Origin of the sequence: Streptomyces afghaniensis (assembly GCF_044327915.1) — a bacterium.
GTDB lineage: Bacteria > Actinomycetota > Actinomycetes > Streptomycetales > Streptomycetaceae > Streptomyces > Streptomyces afghaniensis.
Window position 1 is genome coordinate 633593 of sequence record NZ_JBIRGJ010000001.1, and the last position, 19829, is coordinate 653421.

Genomic DNA, 19829 nt, shown 5'->3' on the forward strand with positions numbered 1-19829 from the left:
GGGGGGCTTGCCGCAAGGCCCGGGTCAGGGCGCAGAATCGTCGGCCGGTGCCACAAACTGCGGAAATGGGGAACGCGTCGGATGGCTGAGCATTACGTGCGGGATCTTCGAGAGATCGACGAGACACAGGTCGCGGTCGTCGGCGGCAAGGGGGCGCACCTGGGCAGGCTCTCGCGGATCGAGGGCATCCGCGTACCGGCCGGGTTCTGCCTGACGACGGACGCCTTCCGGCGGATCATGGCGGAAGAGCCGTCGATCGACGATCTGATCGATCAGCTGTCGCGCTCGGACCCGGACGACCGGGAGGCGGTCCGCACGCTCAGCGCGCAGATCCGCCGGACCATCGAAGGGATCGCCATCCCGGACGATCTCGCCGCGGCGATCACCGGCGCGCTCGCCCGGCACGGTGAGCAGGCCGCTTACGCCGTCCGGTCCAGCGCGACGGCGGAGGACCTGCCGACGGCCTCCTTCGCCGGCCAGCAGGACACCTACCTGAACGTCGTGGGGCCGACGGCGGTCCTCCAGCACGTGAGCCGGTGCTGGGCCTCGCTGTTCACCGAGCGGGCCGTGACCTACCGCCGGCGCGGCGGCATCGACCACCGTACGGTCCACATGGCCGTGGTCGTGCAGCGGATGGTCTTCCCGCAGGCGTCCGGCATCCTGTTCACGGCCGACCCCGTCACGGGCAACCGGAAGGTCGCCACCGTGGACGCCGGCTTCGGCCTCGGCGAAGCCCTGGTCTCCGGTCTGGTGAACCCGGACGTCTTCAAGGTGCGCGACGGCGAAGTCGTCGCCAGGACGATCGCCGCCAAACAGCGTGCCGTTGAGGCCCTGCCCGCCGGCGGTACGCAGGAAGTGGCGATCGACGCGCAGCGGCAGGGGCAGTCGGCGCTGACGGATGAGCAGGTCGTACGGCTCGTGCGGCTCGGGCGGCGGATCGAAGCGCACTTCGGCCGCCCGCAGGACATCGAATGGTGCCTGGACGGCGATGACTTCCAGATCGTCCAGAGCCGGCCGATCACGACGCTGTTCCCCATCCCCGAGACCGGCGACCAGGAGAACCACGTCTACGTCTCCGTCGGTCATCAGCAGATGATGACCGACGCCATGAAGCCGCTGGGGCTCTCCATCTGGCAGCTGACGGCCATGGTGCCGATGCAGGAGGCTGGCGGGAGGCTGTTCGTCGACGTCACCCGGCGCCTGGCCTCGCCCGCGAGCCGCGCCGGCCTCCTCGACATGGTCGGGAGAGGCGATCCGCTGGTCAGGGACGCGCTGGAGACCGTCCTGGACCGCGGCGACTTCGTCCCGCCGCTCCCGGACGCGGGCCCCGGCGGGCCGCCTTCGGGCGGTCGCACGTCCGCTTCGATCGAGACCGATCCGGCCATCGTCACCGAGCTGATCGAGCGCAGCGAGGCGTCCGTCGCCGCCCTGGAGCGCGACATCCGGGCGAAGAGCGGACCGGCGCTGTTCGACTTCCTGCTGGAGGCCTTCGAGGAGCACAAGCGAGTCCTCGGTGATCCGCTGAGCATACAGGTGATCATGGCGGGGATGGAGGCCACGTGGTGGCTCAACGACAAGCTGCAGGAGTGGCTGGGCGAGAAGAACGCGGCTGACACGCTCACCCTGTCCGCCCCCGACAACATCACCTCGGAGATGGGACTGGCGCTGCTCGACGTCGCGGACGTGATCCGCCCTCATCCGGAGGTGGTGGCGTTCCTGGAGGGCGTCGAGGACGACGGTTTCCTGGACGAGCTGGAGAAGCTCCCGGGCGGCACCGAAGCGCGCGACGCCATCGAGGCCTACCTGGACCGGTACGGCGTGCGCTGCGTCGGCGAGATCGACATCACCAGGCCGCGGTGGCGCGAGCGCCCCAGCACGCTCGTGCCGGTGATCCTCGACAACGTCAGGCACTTCGAGCCGGGCGCCGCAGAGCGCCGCTTCGAGGAAGGCCGGCAGAAGGCGCTGCAGCAGGAACAGGACGTGCTGGCACGCTTGCGGGCCCTGCCGGACGGGGAGCGGAAAGCCGACGAGACCAAGCGGATGATCGACCGGGTCAGAACCTTCATCGGCTACCGGGAATACCCGAAGTACGGCATCGTCAGCCGCTCCTTCGTCTACAAGCAGGCCCTGATGAAGGAAGCCGAGCGCCTCGTGCACGCAGGCGTGCTTCCCGAGCAGGAGGACATCTTCTACCTCACGTTCCAGGAACTCCACGACGTCGTGCGCTCGAACCAGGTGGACGACCGGCTCATCCGGCAGCGCAAGGACGCCTTCCGGTCGTACCAAGCGCTCACACCGCCCCGGGTGCTCACCTCGGACGGTGAGGCCGTCACCGGGGCGTACCGGCGCGACGACGTGCCGGACGGTGCCCTGGTCGGCTTGCCGGTTTCCGCCGGGACCATCGAGGGGAGGGCCCGCGTCATCCTCGACATGGCGGAGGCCGATCTCCAGGCCGGCGACATCCTGGTCACGACCTACACCGACCCCAGCTGGTCGCCGCTGTTCGTCTCCGTCGCGGGCCTGGTGACGGAGGTGGGCGGCCTGATGACCCACGGCGCGGTGATCGCCCGGGAGTACGGTTTGCCGGCCGTGGTGGGCGTGGAGCAGGCCACCCGGCTGATCCGGGACGGGCAGCGGATCCGTGTGCACGGAACCGACGGGTACGTCGAGATCCTGCCTTGACCACCCCGCGTCTGTGATCTGATCCCAACGACAGGCCGCAGGCCGCAGCGTCAGGTGTCGAGCGCGGCGACCAGCAGCGACACGGCAGCGAGGTCCGGCAGGCTCCGCAGACAGGTGAGGGCCTGCCGGCCCGCGAACTCGCGCTGCGCCGCGGTCACCGCCGGATCGACGGCGCACTCGGCCTGCACCCGGATGTAGTTCAGGTCCGTGGCGAAGAGCATCGAGAACGACTCCGGGCCCGTGACCTCGGCCCGGCCCCCGGCATCGCGGTAGGCCCGGGCCAGACGCCGGGCGGCCGCGATGTCCACCTCGCCCCGGCCCGACCACACGTACACGGCTCGCGCGAACTCCCGTTCCGCCGAGACCGGCCCGGCGTTGTCCCAGTCGAGGAGGACCGGCCCGGCCGGTCCCACCAGGACGTTCTGGGGCTGGAGGTCGAGGTGCGAGGTCACGAGGCCGTCGGGGGCCGACGGCGTCACCCAGTGCGCCAGCCGGGGCGCCGACGTGGCGATGAACCGGCCCAGCTCGTCCGACCACGGCAGGCCGGCGTCCCGCACCTTCTTGAGGACGTCCTCCCAGTCGGCGTCGTCGGGACACCGCTCGTACCAGTCGTCCGGCGTCTCGACGGCGCCCTCTCCGGCCCGGTGCAGCAGCGCCATGGTCCGGCCGAACCAGTCCAGGACGTCCGGGTCGGACGCGTCGGCCCGGCTGCCGTCGACCCAGTCGTACAGCTTCACGTACGACCCGCCCGGGCCGAGCCGGGAGACGTACGCGCCCTGCCGGTTCGGGTGGAGCCGGGGTGAGGCGATGCCCAGGTCGGCCGCTGAGTCCCGCAGCGCGGCCTCGCGGCGGACCTGCGCCTCGTCGCAGCCGAAGAGAAGCTCCTTCACGGCCCAGGAGGAGCCGTGTCCGGACAGCTTCCAGATCTGGCCCAGGGCGCCCCGCGTCACGGGTGCCGACGTCCAGGGGCCGGTGCCGAGCGAGTAGATCTCCGCTATGGAGCCGGCTGTGTCACGCATCGGTCGTCCTCTGTTCGCGGGGCCAGTTCTCCAGCAGCACGTGCAGGGCGTCGATCGACCGGTCCCAGGACGCCTGTACGTCACGGGGCGCGCCGAAGGCGCCGGTGGACTCCAGGGCGCAGTAGCCGTGGAAGGTGCTGCGCAGCAGGCGCACCGCGTCCGTGAGGTCGGGTTCCTCCAGGCCGTAGGCGCGGAGCATGCCGTAGGTGACGTCGGCTGTGCGGCGCATCGCGGGGGAGTCCGTGAGGAGGTCCTGGTCGATCGGGAGCTGTGTCGCCGCGTACCGGCCGGGGTGTTCCAGGGCGTACGCCCGGTAGGCGCCGGCGAAGGCGCCGAGCGTGTCCCGGCCGGCCTCCCGCCCCTCCACCGCCGCCGCGATCCGGTCGATCATCTCGCCGCCCGCGAGGAGGGCCAGACGGGTGCGCAGGTCCTTCAGGTTCCGGACGTGGGTGTACAGACTCGCGTCCTTCACGCCGAAGCGGCGGGCCAGGGCGGAGAGGGTGACGTGGTCCAGGCCGGCCTCGTCGGCGAGGTCGGCCGCGGCGGCGACGAGGCGGTCGGGCGTGAGGCCGGCTCTGGGCATGAGGGAAGAGCGTAGTACGAGCTCAGCGGATCGGCGCGTAGATCACCCCCAGCTTGTCGATCTCCGCGCCCGCGCGGCCCGTGAAGCCCACGATCTGCCATCCGGACGGGGCCGTGAAGGTCTTCGCGTCGGACGTGGCCGTGCCGGCGGACAGGGTGCGGTTCTTGTCGGTCGTGAAGGACGCCGAGAAGACCCTGGTCCGGCCGTCCTTCTGCCCCTGCGTCAGCTTCACCGAGGTCAGGTGCTCGCCCTGGGCCAGCGTCAGCGAGGCCGCCGTGCCGCCCGTGCCGCCGTGGGTCAGGGCCGTACCGCCGTCGTGGGTCAGGGACACCGCGTCCAGGCGGTCGGCGCCGCGCAGGGTGAGGGAACGGGGAGCGGGGTTCGCCGGCAGGTCGTCCGCGTCGTTGAAGGCCGTGCCGTGCGGACCGCCGATGAAGTCGCTCGCGCGCAGGGACGAGTTGAGCGTGTAGGAGAAGTCGACCGCGTGCGGGAAGTGGTCGGAGAGGTGCTTGCCGTCGGAGCGGAGGAAGGCTTTCCAGTCGTTGGCGTAGCGGGTCGCGGTGAGGGTCAGCAGCTTGCTGCCCCGGTAGAGGACCTTGTCCACGACCTCGCAGTCGTTGGCCGGCGCCGCCGCGTCGCAGACCAGCGCGTCGCTGCCCTGGGCCGGGGGCGTGCCGCCCTTGACCAGCTTCACCCATGCGTCCGTCAGGCCGTTCTCGGACAGCAGGGTGCGGATGTTGTCGCCGGTGCGGGTGTACCGGGTGTTCGTGTCGCCCATGACGATCACCGCGTTGCCCGCGGAGTTCGCCTGGATGAAGTCCGAGAGCTGCTGGACGTTGGCCCGGCGTGCGGCGAGCGCGTCGTCGGTCGAGTCGGCGTTGGTGTGGACGTTGTACAGGTCGACGAAGACGCCCTCCGCGAGCCTCACCCGTGCCAGCGAGAAGCCCTTGGGCGTCAGGCAGTTGGTGCCGGTGCAGTCCTTCCACTTCACCCGCTGGAAGTCCTCGAAGGGGTGGTCCGACAGGGTGTTGAGCCCGTCGCCGAAGGCCGCGCCACCGCTGGTCGCCGTGCGGTACGGGTGCTTGTCGTTGGCGTACAGCGAGGCGTGGTAGTTGAAGTCCTCCTGCACGTTCACGATGTCGTACGGCCCGAGCCGCTGCCCGATCAGCGGGGTGTTGGTCTCGGGGTCGCTGTCGCCGAGCCCGAGGGGCAGGCCAGCGATGTTGTACGTCAGCACGTTGAAGGAGCCGGAGTCCGCGGCGGCGGCGGGCGTCACGGAGGTCGCGGTCAGTCCGGTGAGGGCCAGAGCGGCAGCGGCGAGGGAGCCGAGAAGTCGTCTCATGGTGGGGGGTGTCTCCGGTCGGGGAGGCGGAGCGGGACATGAACGATGTTCAGGTTCGACGCCAACTCGGGTGAGGCGCAAGGGACTCGGGGGAAACAATTGAAGATGAAAGGGCGGCCCGGGACTTTGCGGACACGACCTAGGACCACGCCCACGGCCGCAGCTTCTCCGGGTTGCGGACCGCCCAGATCCGGGTGACGCGCCCGTCGGAGACGTCGAACGCGGCCACCGTCATGACGACGCCGTCCCGCTGGGCCACCAGGCCCGGCACGCCGTTGACCGTCCGCTCCAGGAGTTCGAGCCCCGGAGCCTTGTCGGCGATGGCGACCATGTACTGGGCGATGCGCGCGCCGCCCTCGACCGGGCGCAGGACGGTGCCGACCATGCCGCCGCCGTCGGCGGTCATCACGGCGGCCGGGTCGAGGAGCCCGACGAGGGCCGCGATGTCCTTGCTCTCCCAGGCCTCTTTGACGTGCCGCACCACGTCGGCCCGGCCGGTCGCCGGCACCGGAGCAGGCGCGGCGCCCACCCGCCGCCGGGCGGAGGCCGCCAGCTGCTTGCAGGCCGCGGGAGTCCGGCCGAGAACGCCGGCGATCTCGGCGAACGGATAGCGGAAGACGTCATGCAGGACGAACGCCACCCGCTCGGCGGGCGTCATCGACTCCAGGACGACGAGGAAGGCCATGGACACCGACTCGTCCAGGACGATCTGGTCGGCGGGGTCCGCGGGAACGGCGGGCCCGGTGCCGCCCGCGCCGTCCCACTCGGTCCGGTCGGGCAGCGGCTCGGGCAGCCACGCGCCGACATAGCGTTCCCGGCGGGCCCGGGCCGAGCCGAGCAGGTCCAGGCAGATGCGGCCGGTCACCGTCGTCAGCCAGGCGCCGGGGGACAGGATCTCCTCCTGCCGGCTGCGGGGCAGCCCGTACCAGCGGGCGTAGGCATCCTGCACCGCGTCCTCGGCCTCGGTCACCGAACCGAGCAACCGGTAGGCGACATTGATCAGCCGGCGTCGCTCGCCGGCTGTCCCGTCCGTGCCGCTCCCGACAGTCCCCATGCTTCCGGCCGCCCCCTCGCCTTACCTTTCGCAGGCCCGCGTCGTCGAGTTGGTGAGACCTTATCGATCGACTGCCCGAGGGCGGACAAGGGGAACTGTGACATGGCCACTCAGGTGACGGCGACGACGACGGCGGACGCACAGCGCGGCGGCTCCTCGTTCCTGCGGATCGCGATCGCCCTGCAGACCCTGACGATCTTCCTTCAGGCGGTCTCCGCGGGACTGCTGCTGACCTCGTCCTACGGAGAGACGCTGCACAGTGCCGGAGCCCGCGTGATGTACGGGGCGTCGATGCTGTACCTGCTCGCGGCGGTGCTGGCGTGGAAGCCGGGCGGTGGCTCCGCCCGGCCGGTCTGGCACGCGTCGGGTTTCCTCGTTCTCGCGTCGGTCCAGGTCGTGCTCGGCATCGCGCACGTCCCGTCGGTCCATCTGCCCCTGGGGGTCCTGATGTTCGGTCTCAGCGTGCTGGCGCTGGCCCGGCGCTGAGGCCCCCGATCAGTCAGGGGTGCCGCAGCAGTTCCAGTTCCGTGCCCCAGGCGTCGAGCACGGGGTCGTGGCCGGCCCGCCGTGCCGCCTCCTCGATGTCGGAGAAGAGGGCGCGCTGGGTGGGCGGGTCGCCGTCGGCCAGGATGCGGCGGACGACCGGCAGGAGCCGGCTCGCGTCCCACCGGGGCTCGCCCAGCGGCTGCCGCTCCAGCTCCCACTGGAGGTACTTGTTGTAGGGCCGGACGCGGCGGTGCAGGGCGAAGAGCACCTCCAGCGCGTGGGGGACGGACTCGGCGGCGTCCAGGTGGCCCATGGCGGGGCGGCCGTCGCGGTAGCTCTTCAGGGAGCGGTAGGTCTGGTTGACGTACGCGTCGAGCCAGCCGTCGACGGCGGCCCGGGCCTCTTCGGCGCCCAGCGTCCGTTTCCCGTCGAGGATGCGGGCGATGGTCCCGTCGAGCCGGTCGAGCAGTACCTGTGCGTGGACGTAGGAGTAGCGCGCGAAGTGGTCGGGGCGGCCGGGCATGCCACGGGTGCGGAACTCCGCCAGGTCAAGGACCACGAGGTCCAGGTGGGCGGAACGGAACCAGTCCAACTCGGCGATCGGCGAGGCGTGCCGGTCCTTGAGGATCACATGCAGGTCGTAGTCGGAGTGGATCGTCGGCATGCCCTCGTGGACCCGGGAGCCGCTGAGGACCAGCCCGACGACGCCGGGATCGGCGGCCGCCTGTGCGGTGAAGGCGGCCAGGGTGTCGTCGGGAGTGCTGCCCAAGGTGATGTGCATGGTGATGTCTCCCCGCGGAGCGTCAGGGGTACGGGTCGGGGTCGCGTCTGCGGTGTCCGGGACACCGCGGGAGAGATCACCTCACGGTGCGGACGCTACTGCGCCCGCACCGCCCACCGGTAGTGAATTACGCCTGCTCGGTGCACGGCGCGCCATAAGGTTGCCGGGGACGCGGGGCGCGGGACTCCTGACGCGGGGGAGGCGGTATGACCTACGAGGCGGCGCGGCGCGGGGACGAGCCGCCCGGCGGCACCGCCCCGGAGGCCGACGGCGGCTTACCCGGCGCCCGACCGCTGTGGCGGCAGCGGGACTTCGGGGTCTTCTGGGTCGCCCAGACCCTCTCCGTGCTCGGTGACTCCTTCGCGCTGATCGCCCTGCCCCTGCTGGTCCTGGAGGCCACGGGCTCGGTCGCCCGCATGGGCCTGCTGACGGCGGTGGGCGGGGCGGCGGCGGTCGTGGCGGCCGTGTTCGCCGGGGCGGTGGTGGACCGGGTGGACCGGCGCCGGCTGCTCATCGCCTGCGACCTCGTCCGCATGGCGCTGTACGGGCTGATCCCGCTGGTGTGGCTCTTCGGCCCGCAGATCTGGCTGCTGTACGCGGTGCTGCCGCTGTGCGAGGCGGTCGGCATGCTGTTCGCCGTCGGCTACGTCACGGTCGTGCGCGGCCTGGTCGGCACCGAGCGGCTCACCGAGGCCAACGGGCGCCTCAACGCGACCGCCGCGGCGGCGGGCGTCCTCGGGCCGCTGTGCGCGGGCCTGGTCGCCGCCTGGTCCGGCCCGGCCGCCGCGGTCGGGGTGGACGCGGCCAGCTTCGGGGTCTCGGCCGTGTGCCTGTGCTTCGTACGGTTCCGCTCCCGCCCGGGGGACGAGCGGACGGGCAAGCGCGCGGGACTGTGGCAGGACCTGCGCACCGGCGTCGCCTTCCTCCACGGCCACCCGGTGCTGCGCTCGCTCACCGCCCTCCTGTTCGTCTTCAGCTTCCTCACCCTCGGCCTGAACGACCTGGTCATCTACCACCTCAAGCACGACCTCGGCCACGACGACGGCACGGTCGGCACCGTCATGGCGGTCGGCGCGCTCGGCACCATCACCGGCGCCCTGCTGGTGGCCCGCATCCGCCGCCGCCTCGGCTTCGGCCCGACGTGGACCGGCTCGGTAGCGGTGTGCGGCCTCGCCTTCGCCGGTCTCGGCTGGGCCCGCGACGTCCCGGTCGTCGCGGCCCTGAGCGCCGCGTTCCTCGCCTGCGCCGGCATGGCGGGCACCTGCTCGATGTCCCTGCGGCAGGAGGTGACCCCGGAACACCTCCTGGGCCGGGTCACCTCCGCCTTCTGGACCCTCCAGTACGCCGCCGCCCCGATCGGCGCCGCCGTCATGACCTGGGCCGCGGAACACCGGGGCACCGCCCCGGTCAGCCTGGCCGCCGGCGCCTGCTGCGTGCTGATCGCCGTGGCCGCGCTGTTCACCCCCGTCCGAAAAGCGGGCCGGGGCTGACGGGACACAGCGGCGCCGGTGCCGGTCAGAAACCTGTTCCTGCAGGCTGCGGGCCCTCCAGGAGCGCCGGTGGCGACCGTCAGCCGTTGACCCCGCTGTAGTGCCGCAGGCTCCACCGCCACAGCAGCCGCGCCGCCAGGTATGCCAGCAGTCCGAGCAGTGGTGAGGCCGCCGCCAGCCAGTACGGCACGCCGGTGGTGTGGCCGTGGCCGGTCAGAACCGCGGCCGGGAAGTAGGCGACGAACGCGAGCGGGAGCCCGTAGGTCAGGAAACCGCCCACCGCCTTGGGCAGGACGTTCAGCGGGTAGCTGCCGAACGTGCCGAGGAGCTCCTCCAGCCAGCGGCCCCAGTAGTCGGCGGCAGGGAAACGCAGGGACGCGCTCGCCACGACCGTGAACAGGGCCGCCTCCAGCAGCATGCCGCCCAGCACGGCCGCGACCAGGTACGTGATCCGGCCCGCCGTCCAGTCCAGGTCGCTGCGGGACAGCGCGCCCGCCATCAGACCCGCCGCGACCGTCAGGTCCCCGATGGCGTTGGTGGGGAAGAAGGCCAGCTGGATCTGCCGGTGGACCGGCATCGGGCGCATCAGGTAGATGTCGACCCGGCCCTCCTGGATCTGCCGGCCCGCCCAGTGCATCCGCCCGAGGAACAGCACGAACAGCCCGTGCGCCAGCATCCGCGTCGCCGGGATCAGCAGCACGTCCGAGCTGTCCCAGCCGCCCATCCCGGCGAACCGGGACAACAGCACCGTGGCGAACACGATCACCGACACCTGCCAGATCGCCCCGATGGCGATCATCAGCAGGAACTCGGTGCGGTACTCCATCTGCGCGCGGAAGTTGAGCGCGGTGACGCGCCACACGATCCGCAGAGCCTTCACCGACATCTCAGCCTCCCTGCGAGATCACGCGCCGGGCGGCCCGCCGCCACAGCAGCCGGGTGAACAACGCCAGCACGACCACCCAGGCCGCCTGCACGGACAGCTGGAACGCCGCGTCGGACAGCGGGATCCGCCCCACGTACAGCGACAGCGGCACGCTCAGCGTCGCCTGGAACGGCAGGAAGGCGCTCATCGTCACGAACCAGTCCGGGAAGAACCACAGCGGCGCGTACACCCCGGACAGCAGGTTCTGCGCGAACAGCAGGATGAGCATGGCGGCGGTGTTGCGGACCGTCCAGAAGCACAACTGGTCGAGCACGAGCATGACGTAGTACAGGACCCACTGGCCCAGCAGCATGCTGAGCAGGAACACGCCGGCCACCGCGGCCGAACCGGGCGGCTCGACGACGCCCGCCGCCAGGCAGATCACGTACCCCGTCAGCGCCCACGCGAGCCCGTACAGCTGCTCGCCCGCGGCCCGCAGGGCGTAGTAGCGCTGCGGCGGCAGCGGCCGCAGGTACCAGTAGACGATGGTGCCGAAGTGCATGTGCTGGAGGACCGTGTCCCGGCCCGCGTACTGGTCCAGCTCCCGCAGCCGGGAGGCCAGGACGGCCAGCACGGCGTAGGTCACCGCCTGGTCGCGGCTCAGCCCGGCGGTCGTGCCGGTCTGCGCGTACAGGCCGCGCCACAACGACCACACCAGCACCACCTGGACGGCCAGCCGGAGCGCGACGGCGGTCATCCGGGGCGGGGCGTTCAGCTCGCCGAGCGGGGTGACACGGGCGGCGCGCCAGGCGTGCAGCACGGCCATGTCAGACCTCCCCGGCGTGCACGTACGCGGCCCGCATCACGTCCTCCAGGTCCGCCTCGTCCAGGGCGATGTCCGTGACCTCGAACCGCTCGATCACGGCCTTCAGCGCCTGCTGGACGGTGGGCGCGTCCGCCCCGTCGGGGCCGAAGACGACCTGCGCGCCGCCCCGCCGCAGCAGCGTGATGCCGGGCGGCGGTACGACCTCGGCGTGCGGGTCGGCGAGCGTGGCCCGCACCTGCCAGGTCGAGCCGAACTTCCGGCGGATCTCGTCCAGGGTGCCGTCCAGGACCAGCCGGCCGTGGTTGACCAGCACCACCCGCTCGGCGAGCCGCTCGACCTCCGTCATGTCGTGCGTGGTCAGCAGCACGGTACGGCCGCGCTGTTCGACCTGGTGGCGCAAAAACTCCCGCACCTGCTCCTTGACCACCACGTCCATGCCGATCGTCGGCTCGTCCAGGAAGACCACCGGCGGGTCGTGCAGCAGGGCGGCGGCCAGATCGCTGCGCACCCGCTGGCCGAGCGAGAGATGGCGGACCCGGGTGTCCCAGAAGGACGACAGGTCCAGGATCTCGTCGAACTCCTTCAGCCGGGCGGCGTGTTCGGCCTTCGGCACCTCATAGATGTCCCGCAGGATCGCGAACGACTCGCGCACCGGCAGGTCCCACCACAGCTGGGTGCGCTGCCCGAACACCGCGCCGACGTTACGGGCGTTGCGCTCCCGCTCCCGGTAGGGCACCACGCCCGCGACCCGGGCCTCGCCGGAGGTGGGCGTGAGGATGCCGGTCAGCATCTTGATGGTGGTGGACTTGCCGGCGCCGTTCGGGCCGAGCAGGGCGAGCAGTTCGCCCGGGGCCACGTCGAAGGTGATGTCGGAGACGGCGTGCTTGGCGACTCGCTCGGGGTTGACCAGGGAGCGGACGGCACCCAGGAACCCGGGGCGGCGGACGGTGGTGTGGAAGGTGCGGGACAGCCCGCGGACCTCGATGGCGACACTCAACCGACTCACCAACTTCCTTGTGGTGAACGCGGTGCGGCCGGTCGGCTGTGAGGGGCCGACCGGCCGCGGATGACGTCCCGACCCTGTCGGAATGTCGATCAATCGGTCAATCGATTAATCGAGTTCTTACATCGATTTCTTACCTGGTGGTCGAGAACACGAACGCGAACTGAGCCGGCTCGGCCTTCAGGAAGTACTGCGGCAGCGGACCCGGGCCGCACGACTGCGAGCCGATGCCGTGCTGCCCGTGGTCGAGGTTGACCCACACCGTGTCGCCCGGCGTGAGGTCGGTGCGGTGCCGGGCCGCGTCCAGCTGCTCGGTGGTCCAGCGCCGCGCGGTGAACCAGAACTCCGGGTCGCCCTCGATCCTGAGGCCGCCGAGCTCCACCCAGCGGACGTCGGCGCGGGCGCCGTTCTCCTGGGGGCGCACGTACGGCGTCTGGAGCCCGTCCACCGTCGACTGCCAGCGCCCCACCATGGACGCCGCCTTGGTGTCCGGGTACGCCTCGCCCGGGCCGCCGCCGAACCACTCCACGGCGTCGGCCTCCGACAGACCGAACCGGACGCCGAGCCGGGGCAGCGGCACCGTCCAGTCGCCTTCCGGCGTCACGGACACGTCCAGCCGCAGCCGCTCGCCGTCGGACGTCCAGCGGTACACCGTGTCCAGGCCGACCTCGCGGGCGGCCGGCGCCACCCGGGTGCGGACCGTCAGCGCGTCGTCGCCGGCCTCGACCGAGACCAGGCGGTGCCGCATGCGGTGCAGGCCGAGCGTGCGCCACAGCGTCCCGTAGCGGGTGTCGGTCTGCCACTCCGCGCCGTCGTCGTTGTCGGTCGGCGCCCGCCACACGTCCAGCCGCGGGGCGCTCACCCCGACCTCGCCGATCGACAGCAGCGCACCGGTGCGGGCGTCGAACGCGGCCGGGCCGAGCGTGAACCGGTCCCCGTCGCGCACGGGCCGGTCGGTCGCGGGGAAGGACGGCAGCGGCCGTGCCCCCGCGGCGAACTGCCCCCAGGCGACGACGTGGTCCTTCGCGGCCCACAGCGTGTCGTCCGCGAGCAGCGCCCGCACGGTCCACTGGCGTTCGCCGCCCCGGCCGTCCACGGGCGGCTCCGGCAGCTTCACCTCGGCGCTCTCGCCGGGCGCGAGCGCCGGCACCGACAGCGAACCCGACTCGACCGTCTCGCCGTCCACCTGGCACGACCACTCGAAGGTCAGCGCGGACAGGTCGGCGAAGTCCTGCTTGTTGGTGATCCGCACGATGCCGTTCGCGCCGTCGCCCTCGATGTGGACGGGCTCGATCACCTTCTTGTACTCGACGAGGCCCGGCGACGGCGTCCGGTCCGGGAAGACCAGCCCGTCGCAGACGAAGTTCCCGTCGTGCAGCTCCTCGCCGAAGTCACCGCCGTAGGCGTAGCCCAGCCCGGCGTGCTCGACGCCGTGGTCGATCCACTCCCAGATGAACCCGCCCTGGAGCCGCTCGTACTTCTCGAACAGCTCCTGGTAGTCGGCGAGCCCGCCCGGGCCGTTGCCCATGGCGTGCCCGTACTCGCACTGGATGAACGGCAGTTCGCGGCGCCCCCGGGTGCCGCCGTCGAGCCGCTGCCCGATCTTCTCGACCTCGTCGTGGAAGGCGTACATCCGCGAGTACACGTCGGTGTCGCGGCAGTTCCAGTCGCCCTCGTAGTGCACCAGCCGCTCGGGGTCGCGGTCGTGGATCCACTCGGCCATGGCGGTGAGCCCGCGACCGGTGCCGGCCTCGTTGCCCAGCGACCAGAACACGATGGACGGGTGGTTCTTGTCCCGCTCGACCATCCGCGCCGCACGGTCCAGCAGGGCCGGGGTCCAGCGGTCGTCGTCGACCGGGTTGTCCCGCCAGTCCTGCTCGGTGAAGCCGTGGGTCTCCAGGTCGCACTCGTCGATGACCCACAGGCCGTACTCGTCGCACAGGTCGAGGAAGGCCGGGTGCGGCGGGTAGTGCGAGGTGCGCACGGCGTTGAGGTTGTGCCGCTTCATCAGCAGCACGTCCTCGCGCATGGTCTCCAGGTCGAGCGCGCGGCCCTTCTCGGGGTGCCACTCGTGCCGGTTGACGCCCTTGAAGAGGACGGCCCTGCCGTTGACCTTGACGAGCCCGTCCTCCAGGACGACCGTACGGAAGCCGATCCGCAGCGGCACCCGTTCGCCCTCGGTGGCCAGCACACCGTCGTAGAGCCTCGGCGTCTCGGCGGTCCACGGCTCGACCGCGACCGTCACCGCCTCGCCGGTGGCGACATCGATGTCCAGGGCGGGGACGGTCACCCGCCCGTCGACGTCGGAGTCGACGCGCAGGGTGCCCTCGCCGGTGGTGTGGTCGTACGAGGCGTGCACGAAGAAGTCGCCGGCGCTGCCCGCGGGGCGGTGCAGCAACGTCACGTCACGGAAGATGCCCGGCAGCCACCACTGGTCCTGGTCCTCCAGGTACGACCCCGCCGACCACTGGTGCACGCGCACGGCCAGCACGTTCCCGCCCGGCTTCAGCAGGTGCCCTACCGCGAACTCGTGCGGCAGCCGGGAGCCCTTGAACTCGCCGAGCTCCGTGCCGTTCAGCCAGACGCGGGCGCAGGACTCGACACCGTCGAAGCGCAGCACCGCACCGCCGTCCGACGGCCAGTCGGAGGGCAGGTCGAAGAAGCGCAGATGGTCACCGGTCGGGTTCTCCGTCGGGACGTGCGGCGGGTCCACCGGGAAGGGGTACAGGTGGTTGGTGTAGATCGGGGACCCGAACGCCCCGTCCCCCTGGAGGACCCAGTGCCCGGGGACCGTGACCTCGGCCCAGTCCCCGGCCTGGTGGCCCTCCTCGGCGAACGAGTCGTCCTCGGCGTCGATCGTCGCGGACAGCCGGAAGCGCCAGCTGCCGTTCAGGGACAGGGACCGCGCGTCCGAGGACGCGTACCAGGCACGGGGCGGCAGGGCACCGCTGCCCGGGGAGACGTCCTCGACGTAGTCGACGGATGGGGTCGTGCGGAAAGACATCGGTCTCCTAGCTCAGCCCTTGATGCCGGTCTGTGCGATCCCCTGCACCAGCCAGCGCTGGAGGAAGAGGAAGACGAAGATCAGGGGCAGGATCGAGATGGCCGTGGCCATGAAGATCAGGTGGTAGTTGACGGTCTGGTTCGTCATATACGACGACAGCGCCACCTGGACTGTCCAGGCACTCGGATCCTGTCCGATGACCAGGGGCCACAGGAAGGCGTTCCAGCCGTTGATGAAGGTGATCGTGGCGATGGCCGCGAAGAAGTTCAGCGAGTTCGGCACGACGATCCGCCAGTAGGCGCCCCAGTAGCCGAGCCCGTCCACGCGCGCCGCCTCCTCCAGCTCCTTCGGGAACCCGAGGAAGTACTGCCGGAACAGGAAGCACGTGAAACCACTGAAGAGGCCCGGGATGATGAGACCCCGGTAGCTGTCCACCCAGCCGAGCGACGAGACCAGCACGAAGCTCGGTACGAAGGTGACCGCCGTCGGAACCATCAGGGTCACCAGAACGGCGTAGAACACCTTGTTGGCGTGCTTGTACGGGATGCGGGCGAGGCCGTAGCCGGCCATCGAGCAGATCAGCAGGATTCCCGCCGTGTGGAGGACGGCGACGACCACGGAGTTCCACAGGGACTGCGCGAAGTCGACGGTGACGTCGTCGAACGGCTCGGTGATGTTGCCCCACTGGATGGAAGTGGGGAACCACTTCCAGCTCTCACCCGTGATCTCCGGGTCCGTCATCAGCGCGTTGCGGACGATCAGATAGAAGGGGATCAGGAAGAGGAGGGCGGCGACGCCGGTCGCGATGTACAGACCGGTGCTGCCCATGACGCCGCCGCCGCGCTTGACCTTGGCCGGCTTCGTCACCTTGCTGATGTCGGGTGCTGTGGTGGTCACCTGGACTCCTCACCCCTTCCGAAGCCCATGATCTTGCCCTGGAGCAGTGTGACGACGCAGATGAGCAGGGTGAGCACGACCGCGCCCGCGCTGCCCGCGCCGTAGTTCTGGTTCTGGCCGAGGGCCATCTTGTAGAGCTCGACCAGTGGGGGCTGGCCCCAGGTGGCCTTGCCGAGCAGGTTGAAGAACTCGTCGAAGGCCTGGTACGCGGCGACCAGCAGGAGCAGGATCACCGCGGTGGAGGTGGCCCTGAGCTGGGGCAGGGTGATGTGCCGGAAGGTCTGCCAGCCCGGCTTGGCGCCGTCGATGGCGGCGGCCTCGTACAGCTCCCGCGGGATGTTCTGCAGCGCCGCGATGAACAGGATCATGTAGAAGCCCGACTGGAGCCAGAGGCGGACGGTCACGATGACCAGCCAGTACCAGGGCGGGTCGGGGTTGGCCAGCCAGGCGATGTTGTCGATGCCGAACCAGCCGAGGACGGTGTTGGCCAGACCGAAGCGGACGCCGTTGAAGATGGACATCTTCCAGATCAGCGCGGCGGCGACATAGCTGACCGCGGTCGGCAGGAAGAACACCGACCGGAAGAACGCCCGCATGAACCGCAGCCGGTTGACCAGCAGCGCCAGACCCAGCGAGAGGGCCCAGGTGGCGGGCACGATGAACGCGGCGAACACGGTGAACGTGACCAGCGAGTTCCGGAAGTTCGTGTCCGTCAGGATCTGCTTGTAGTTGTCGAAGCCGACGAACTCGCTCGGCGTCACGGTGAAGCGCGCCTCGAAGAAGCTGAGCCAGATGCTCCAGCCGATCGGCACGAAGACGAATATCACCAGGCCGATCAGGAACGGCCCGGTGAAGAGCCAGAAGTTGAAGGTGCTGTTCGCCCTCAGGCCCCGCCTCGGCCGGGTCTTGGAGACCTTGGCCGGGGCGGGCTGGGCGACCCCGCGTGTGGTGGTGGTCGACATGTCGAGATCCGTCCGGTGGTCTATCCGAAGAGCTTCTTGAGTTCGGCGTTGACCTTCTTCTCACACGCGTCGAGCTGGGCCTTCGGGTCGCCGTTCTTGCGGACGGTGTTGGCGATCACGTCCCAGAACGCGGCGATCATGGCCTGCGTCCAGCCGATGTTGTCGAAGTGGCCGAACTCGTTGAAGAGCTTGACCCCCTCGGCCGGCAGGCCGGACTTCAGCTTGGTCGCGGAGGCGGCGAGCGAGGTGCGCGGCGGGATGTGGAAGCCGTAGGAGGTGGCGAAGTCCTCCTGGTACTCCTTCTGGTCGATCCACAGCCACTTCACGTATTCCTTGGCCGCCTCGACGTTCTTGCTCTTGGCGTTGACGAACATCGACCAGCCGCCGTTGTAGACCGACTGCTTGCCGGCCGAGCCGACCTTCGGGAACGGGAAGATGCCGATGTCGTCGCCGAGCGCCTTCTGCATGGCCGGCATGGCCCACATGCCGCACCACTGGATCGCGGTGAGGCCCTGGATGAAGGCCGACGGGTCCCACGAGTCGGCGGGGGCGTCGAGGAGCAGGTTGCCGCTGGTGAACAGGCCGCGCAGCTGCTTGAGGCCCTCGGCGACGGCGTCGGTGTTGAAGGCGGGCTTGTTGTCCGCGGTGAGCGTGTCGGCGCCGGCCGACCAGATCAGCGGGCGGTCGATCGAGGTCAGGTCGTTGCCGAGGAAGATGCCCTTGACCTTGCTGGTGGTCAGCTTGTCGGCGGCCTCGATCAGCTCTTCCAGGGTGGTCGGCACCTCGACCCCGGCCTTCTCGAACAGCGAAGGCCGGTAGAAGAGGAACTGCGGGTCGTCGATCATCCGGACGCCGTATATCTTGCCGTCGACCGTGTGCGACTTGATGTCGGCCTGGTTGAAGTCGTCCTTGGCCGGTCCGATGATGTCGGTGAGGTCGGCGACCTGACCGCTCTTGATGAGCTGGATCTGCGGGTGGAACTCGAAGACGTCGGGCGCGTTCTTGGTGAGCAGCGCGGCGAAGAGCTTCTGCTCGTAGTTGTTGCCGGTGATCCACTGCGTGGTCACGCTGGCGTCCTTGTAGGCCTTCGCGTACCGCTTGACGGCCTGCTCGACGCCGGCCTCGCCGTACGCGTGGAAGTACTGGACGAGGCCGTCGCCCGAACCTCCGCTGCCCCGGCCGGTGTTGCTGCCGCACGCGGCGAGTCCGCCGGCGGCGGCCAGGCCCATCGCGGCCCGCAGTACGTTTCGGCGGTCCCAGTTCATGTTGCTCGATGCCGGCATGCTGACGTCCTTGTCTCGAGTGCGGCTGCGGCTCTGCGGCTCACTGCCTGATGGCTCACGGCCCGGGGGCTCGCGCCAGATGGCTCAAAGAGAGGTGCGGTGCGGGACGCTAGAGCTTCGGCTAAGGCTTCGGCAAGGGGTTGGACGAAGTCTGTTCGAAGCGTTGCGTCCGGTTCGCGATTTCGAACAAGCGGGCGTGGCGGAGGAGTTGCTTCCGCCGTTACGAGGGTGGAGCGGTGGTGCGGCTCCTCGCGCGGGTGGTGCGTTTGCCGTTCTTCTGCCCGACGGCCTGGAGCGCCCCTTCGAGCGCGAACGTCGCCGCGCCCAGGCACACCGGGTCGGTGGGGATCGGGGAGAGGACGATCTCGGTGGCGGCCAGCGGCCGTGGCAGCGCGTGCCGGGCGACGGCCTCGCGCACCTCGTGCAGCAGCGGTTCGCCCAGGGTGCGGGCGACCCAGCTGCTCAGCACGACGATCTCGGGGTTGAACAGGTTCACCAGGTCGGCGACGCCGGCGCCCAGATAGCGCGCGGTCTCGTGGACGGCCCGGCGGGCCACCGGGTCGTCCGCCGCCACCCCGCGGGCCAGCGCGTCGATGGTCGCCGTCTGGTCGTCCGGGTGCAGCAGCGCGCTGTCGGGGCCGACCTCGCGCAGGTTGAGCATGATGCCGCGCGCGCCGACGTAGGTCTCCACGCAGCCGTGGTTGCCACAGCGGCACAGGCGTCCGTCCAGCACCATCGTGGTGTGGCCCCACTCGCCGGCGCTGTTGCTCACGCCGCGGTGCAGCCCGCCGCCCAGGACGAGCCCGGCGCCGACCCCGGTCCCGAGGTTGACCACGACGGCGTTCCCCCGCCCCCGCGCGGCCCCGAACCACAGCTCGGCCACCGCGCTGGCGCGCAACGGATTGTCCAGGTACAGCGGGTAGGCGATGTGCTCGGTGAGCAGGTCGAGCAGCGGTACGTCGTGCCAGTCCCAGTTGGGCGCGTACTCCGAGGTGCCGGTGGCGCGGTCCACCTGCCCCGGCACGCTCACCCCGACCCCGAGCACCCGGGCGCCCTCGATACCGGCCTGCATGACCACCGAGCCGACGGCGGTGGCCACGTGCCCGACCACCTGCTCGGGCAGGCTCTCGCTGGGGCGGACGTCCTCCTCGGCTCGCGCGAGGACGTTCAGCCCCAGGTCGAACAGCTCGACATGGACGTACGTCTCGGCGATGTCGACGCCGATCAGCGCGCCCCCCGAGGAGTTGACCGCCACCAGGCCCCGGGGGCGGCCGCCGGCCGAGTCCTCGAAGCCGACCTCCGTGATCATGCGGAGGTCGAGCAGCTCGCCGACGAGTGTGGCGACCGTGGCCAGACTGAGGCCGGTGGCGGCCGCCAGCTCCTGCCGGGAGGTCGGTGACTCGGCGATGATCTGGCGCAGCACCTCGTAGCGGTTCGCGGTGCGGATGTCACGTGATGTGCGCTTCACCGGGGTGCCCATCCCTTCCCAGGCCGGCTCGGGCCGGGTCGATTCGGCACCGGCGCGGCGCAAGGCTATGGGCTGCCGGGACTT

Annotated in this window: 16 protein-coding genes; 3 read left to right on the forward strand and 13 right to left on the reverse strand. The window is 70.6% G+C overall.

All coding sequences use genetic code 11. The features are described from left to right. The first annotated feature begins 81 nt into the window (after positions 1 to 81). Complete coding sequence (gene rph, locus ACH4G3_RS02645) at positions 82 to 2682, forward strand: rifamycin-inactivating phosphotransferase (RefSeq protein WP_397622722.1); 2601 nt, start codon at positions 82 to 84, stop codon at positions 2680 to 2682. Between the two features lie 50 nt (positions 2683 to 2732). On the opposite strand, the gene ACH4G3_RS02650 is transcribed toward rph, so the two are convergent. The 4 genes from ACH4G3_RS02650 to sigJ form a co-directional block, all read right to left on the reverse strand. Next, on the reverse strand, positions 2733 to 3701 hold the full coding sequence (locus tag ACH4G3_RS02650) for a phosphotransferase enzyme family protein (RefSeq protein ID WP_397622723.1): 969 nt from the start codon (positions 3699 to 3701) through the stop codon (positions 2733 to 2735). Continuing rightward, positions 3694 to 4284: a TetR/AcrR family transcriptional regulator gene (locus ACH4G3_RS02655; protein ID WP_397622724.1), complete on the reverse strand. Its 591-nt coding sequence runs from the start codon at positions 4282 to 4284 to the stop codon at positions 3694 to 3696. The genes ACH4G3_RS02650 and ACH4G3_RS02655 overlap by 8 nt, the downstream gene beginning before the upstream one ends. Positions 4285 to 4306: 22 nt before the next feature. Beyond that, positions 4307 to 5626, reverse strand: coding sequence for a jacalin-like lectin (locus ACH4G3_RS02660; RefSeq protein ID WP_397622725.1), 1320 nt, complete (start codon positions 5624 to 5626; stop codon positions 4307 to 4309). Between the two features lie 139 nt (positions 5627 to 5765). Beyond that, positions 5766 to 6680 (reverse strand): RNA polymerase sigma factor SigJ, encoded by a 915-nt coding sequence (gene sigJ, locus ACH4G3_RS02665; RefSeq protein ID WP_397622726.1) that lies wholly within the window; start codon positions 6678 to 6680, stop codon positions 5766 to 5768. Between the two features lie 102 nt (positions 6681 to 6782). Here sigJ and ACH4G3_RS02670 point away from each other — a divergent pair, with 102 nt between their 5' ends. Then, complete coding sequence (locus ACH4G3_RS02670) at positions 6783 to 7166, forward strand: hypothetical protein (RefSeq protein ID WP_397622727.1); 384 nt, start codon at positions 6783 to 6785, stop codon at positions 7164 to 7166. A 13-nt stretch (positions 7167 to 7179) separates the two neighbouring features. Here ACH4G3_RS02670 and ACH4G3_RS02675 read toward each other — a convergent pair whose 3' ends face one another. Next, positions 7180 to 7947, reverse strand: a complete 768-nt coding sequence (locus tag ACH4G3_RS02675) for a hypothetical protein (RefSeq protein WP_397622728.1) — start codon at positions 7945 to 7947, stop codon at positions 7180 to 7182. A 206-nt stretch (positions 7948 to 8153) separates the two neighbouring features. Here ACH4G3_RS02675 and ACH4G3_RS02680 point away from each other — a divergent pair, with 206 nt between their 5' ends. Next, positions 8154 to 9437, forward strand: coding sequence for an MFS transporter (locus tag ACH4G3_RS02680; protein WP_397622729.1), 1284 nt, complete (start codon positions 8154 to 8156; stop codon positions 9435 to 9437). A 79-nt stretch (positions 9438 to 9516) separates the two neighbouring features. On the opposite strand, the gene ACH4G3_RS02685 is transcribed toward ACH4G3_RS02680, so the two are convergent. From ACH4G3_RS02685 to ACH4G3_RS02720, 8 genes are all read right to left on the reverse strand, one after another. Then, positions 9517 to 10323: an ABC transporter permease gene (locus ACH4G3_RS02685; protein WP_397622730.1), complete on the reverse strand. Its 807-nt coding sequence runs from the start codon at positions 10321 to 10323 to the stop codon at positions 9517 to 9519. Between the two features lies 1 nt (position 10324). Continuing rightward, positions 10325 to 11128 carry an ABC-2 family transporter protein gene (locus tag ACH4G3_RS02690; RefSeq protein WP_397622731.1) on the reverse strand — a complete coding sequence of 268 codons (804 nt, stop codon included), beginning with the start codon at positions 11126 to 11128 and terminating at the stop codon, positions 10325 to 10327. Between the two features lies 1 nt (position 11129). Next, positions 11130 to 12125, reverse strand: coding sequence for an ABC transporter ATP-binding protein (locus ACH4G3_RS02695; RefSeq protein ID WP_397623363.1), 996 nt, complete (start codon positions 12123 to 12125; stop codon positions 11130 to 11132). A gap of 139 nt (positions 12126 to 12264) precedes the next feature. Further along, entirely contained in the window at positions 12265 to 15135 is a 2871-nt protein-coding gene (locus ACH4G3_RS02700) for a glycoside hydrolase family 2 TIM barrel-domain containing protein (protein ID WP_397622732.1), read from the reverse strand. 12 nt (positions 15136 to 15147) lie between these two features. Next, positions 15148 to 16032 (reverse strand): carbohydrate ABC transporter permease, encoded by an 885-nt coding sequence (locus ACH4G3_RS02705; RefSeq protein ID WP_397622733.1) that lies wholly within the window; start codon positions 16030 to 16032, stop codon positions 15148 to 15150. Then, entirely contained in the window at positions 16029 to 16994 is a 966-nt protein-coding gene (locus tag ACH4G3_RS02710; protein WP_397622734.1) for a carbohydrate ABC transporter permease, read from the reverse strand. Before ACH4G3_RS02710 ends, ACH4G3_RS02705 begins: the two co-directional genes overlap by 4 nt. Positions 16995 to 17014: 20 nt before the next feature. Further along, positions 17015 to 18277 carry an ABC transporter substrate-binding protein gene (locus tag ACH4G3_RS02715; protein WP_397622735.1) on the reverse strand — a complete coding sequence of 421 codons (1263 nt, stop codon included), beginning with the start codon at positions 18275 to 18277 and terminating at the stop codon, positions 17015 to 17017. Positions 18278 to 18497: 220 nt separating this feature from the next. Further along, positions 18498 to 19757 (reverse strand): ROK family transcriptional regulator, encoded by a 1260-nt coding sequence (locus ACH4G3_RS02720; RefSeq protein ID WP_397622736.1) that lies wholly within the window; start codon positions 19755 to 19757, stop codon positions 18498 to 18500. Positions 19758 to 19829 lie beyond the last annotated feature (72 nt).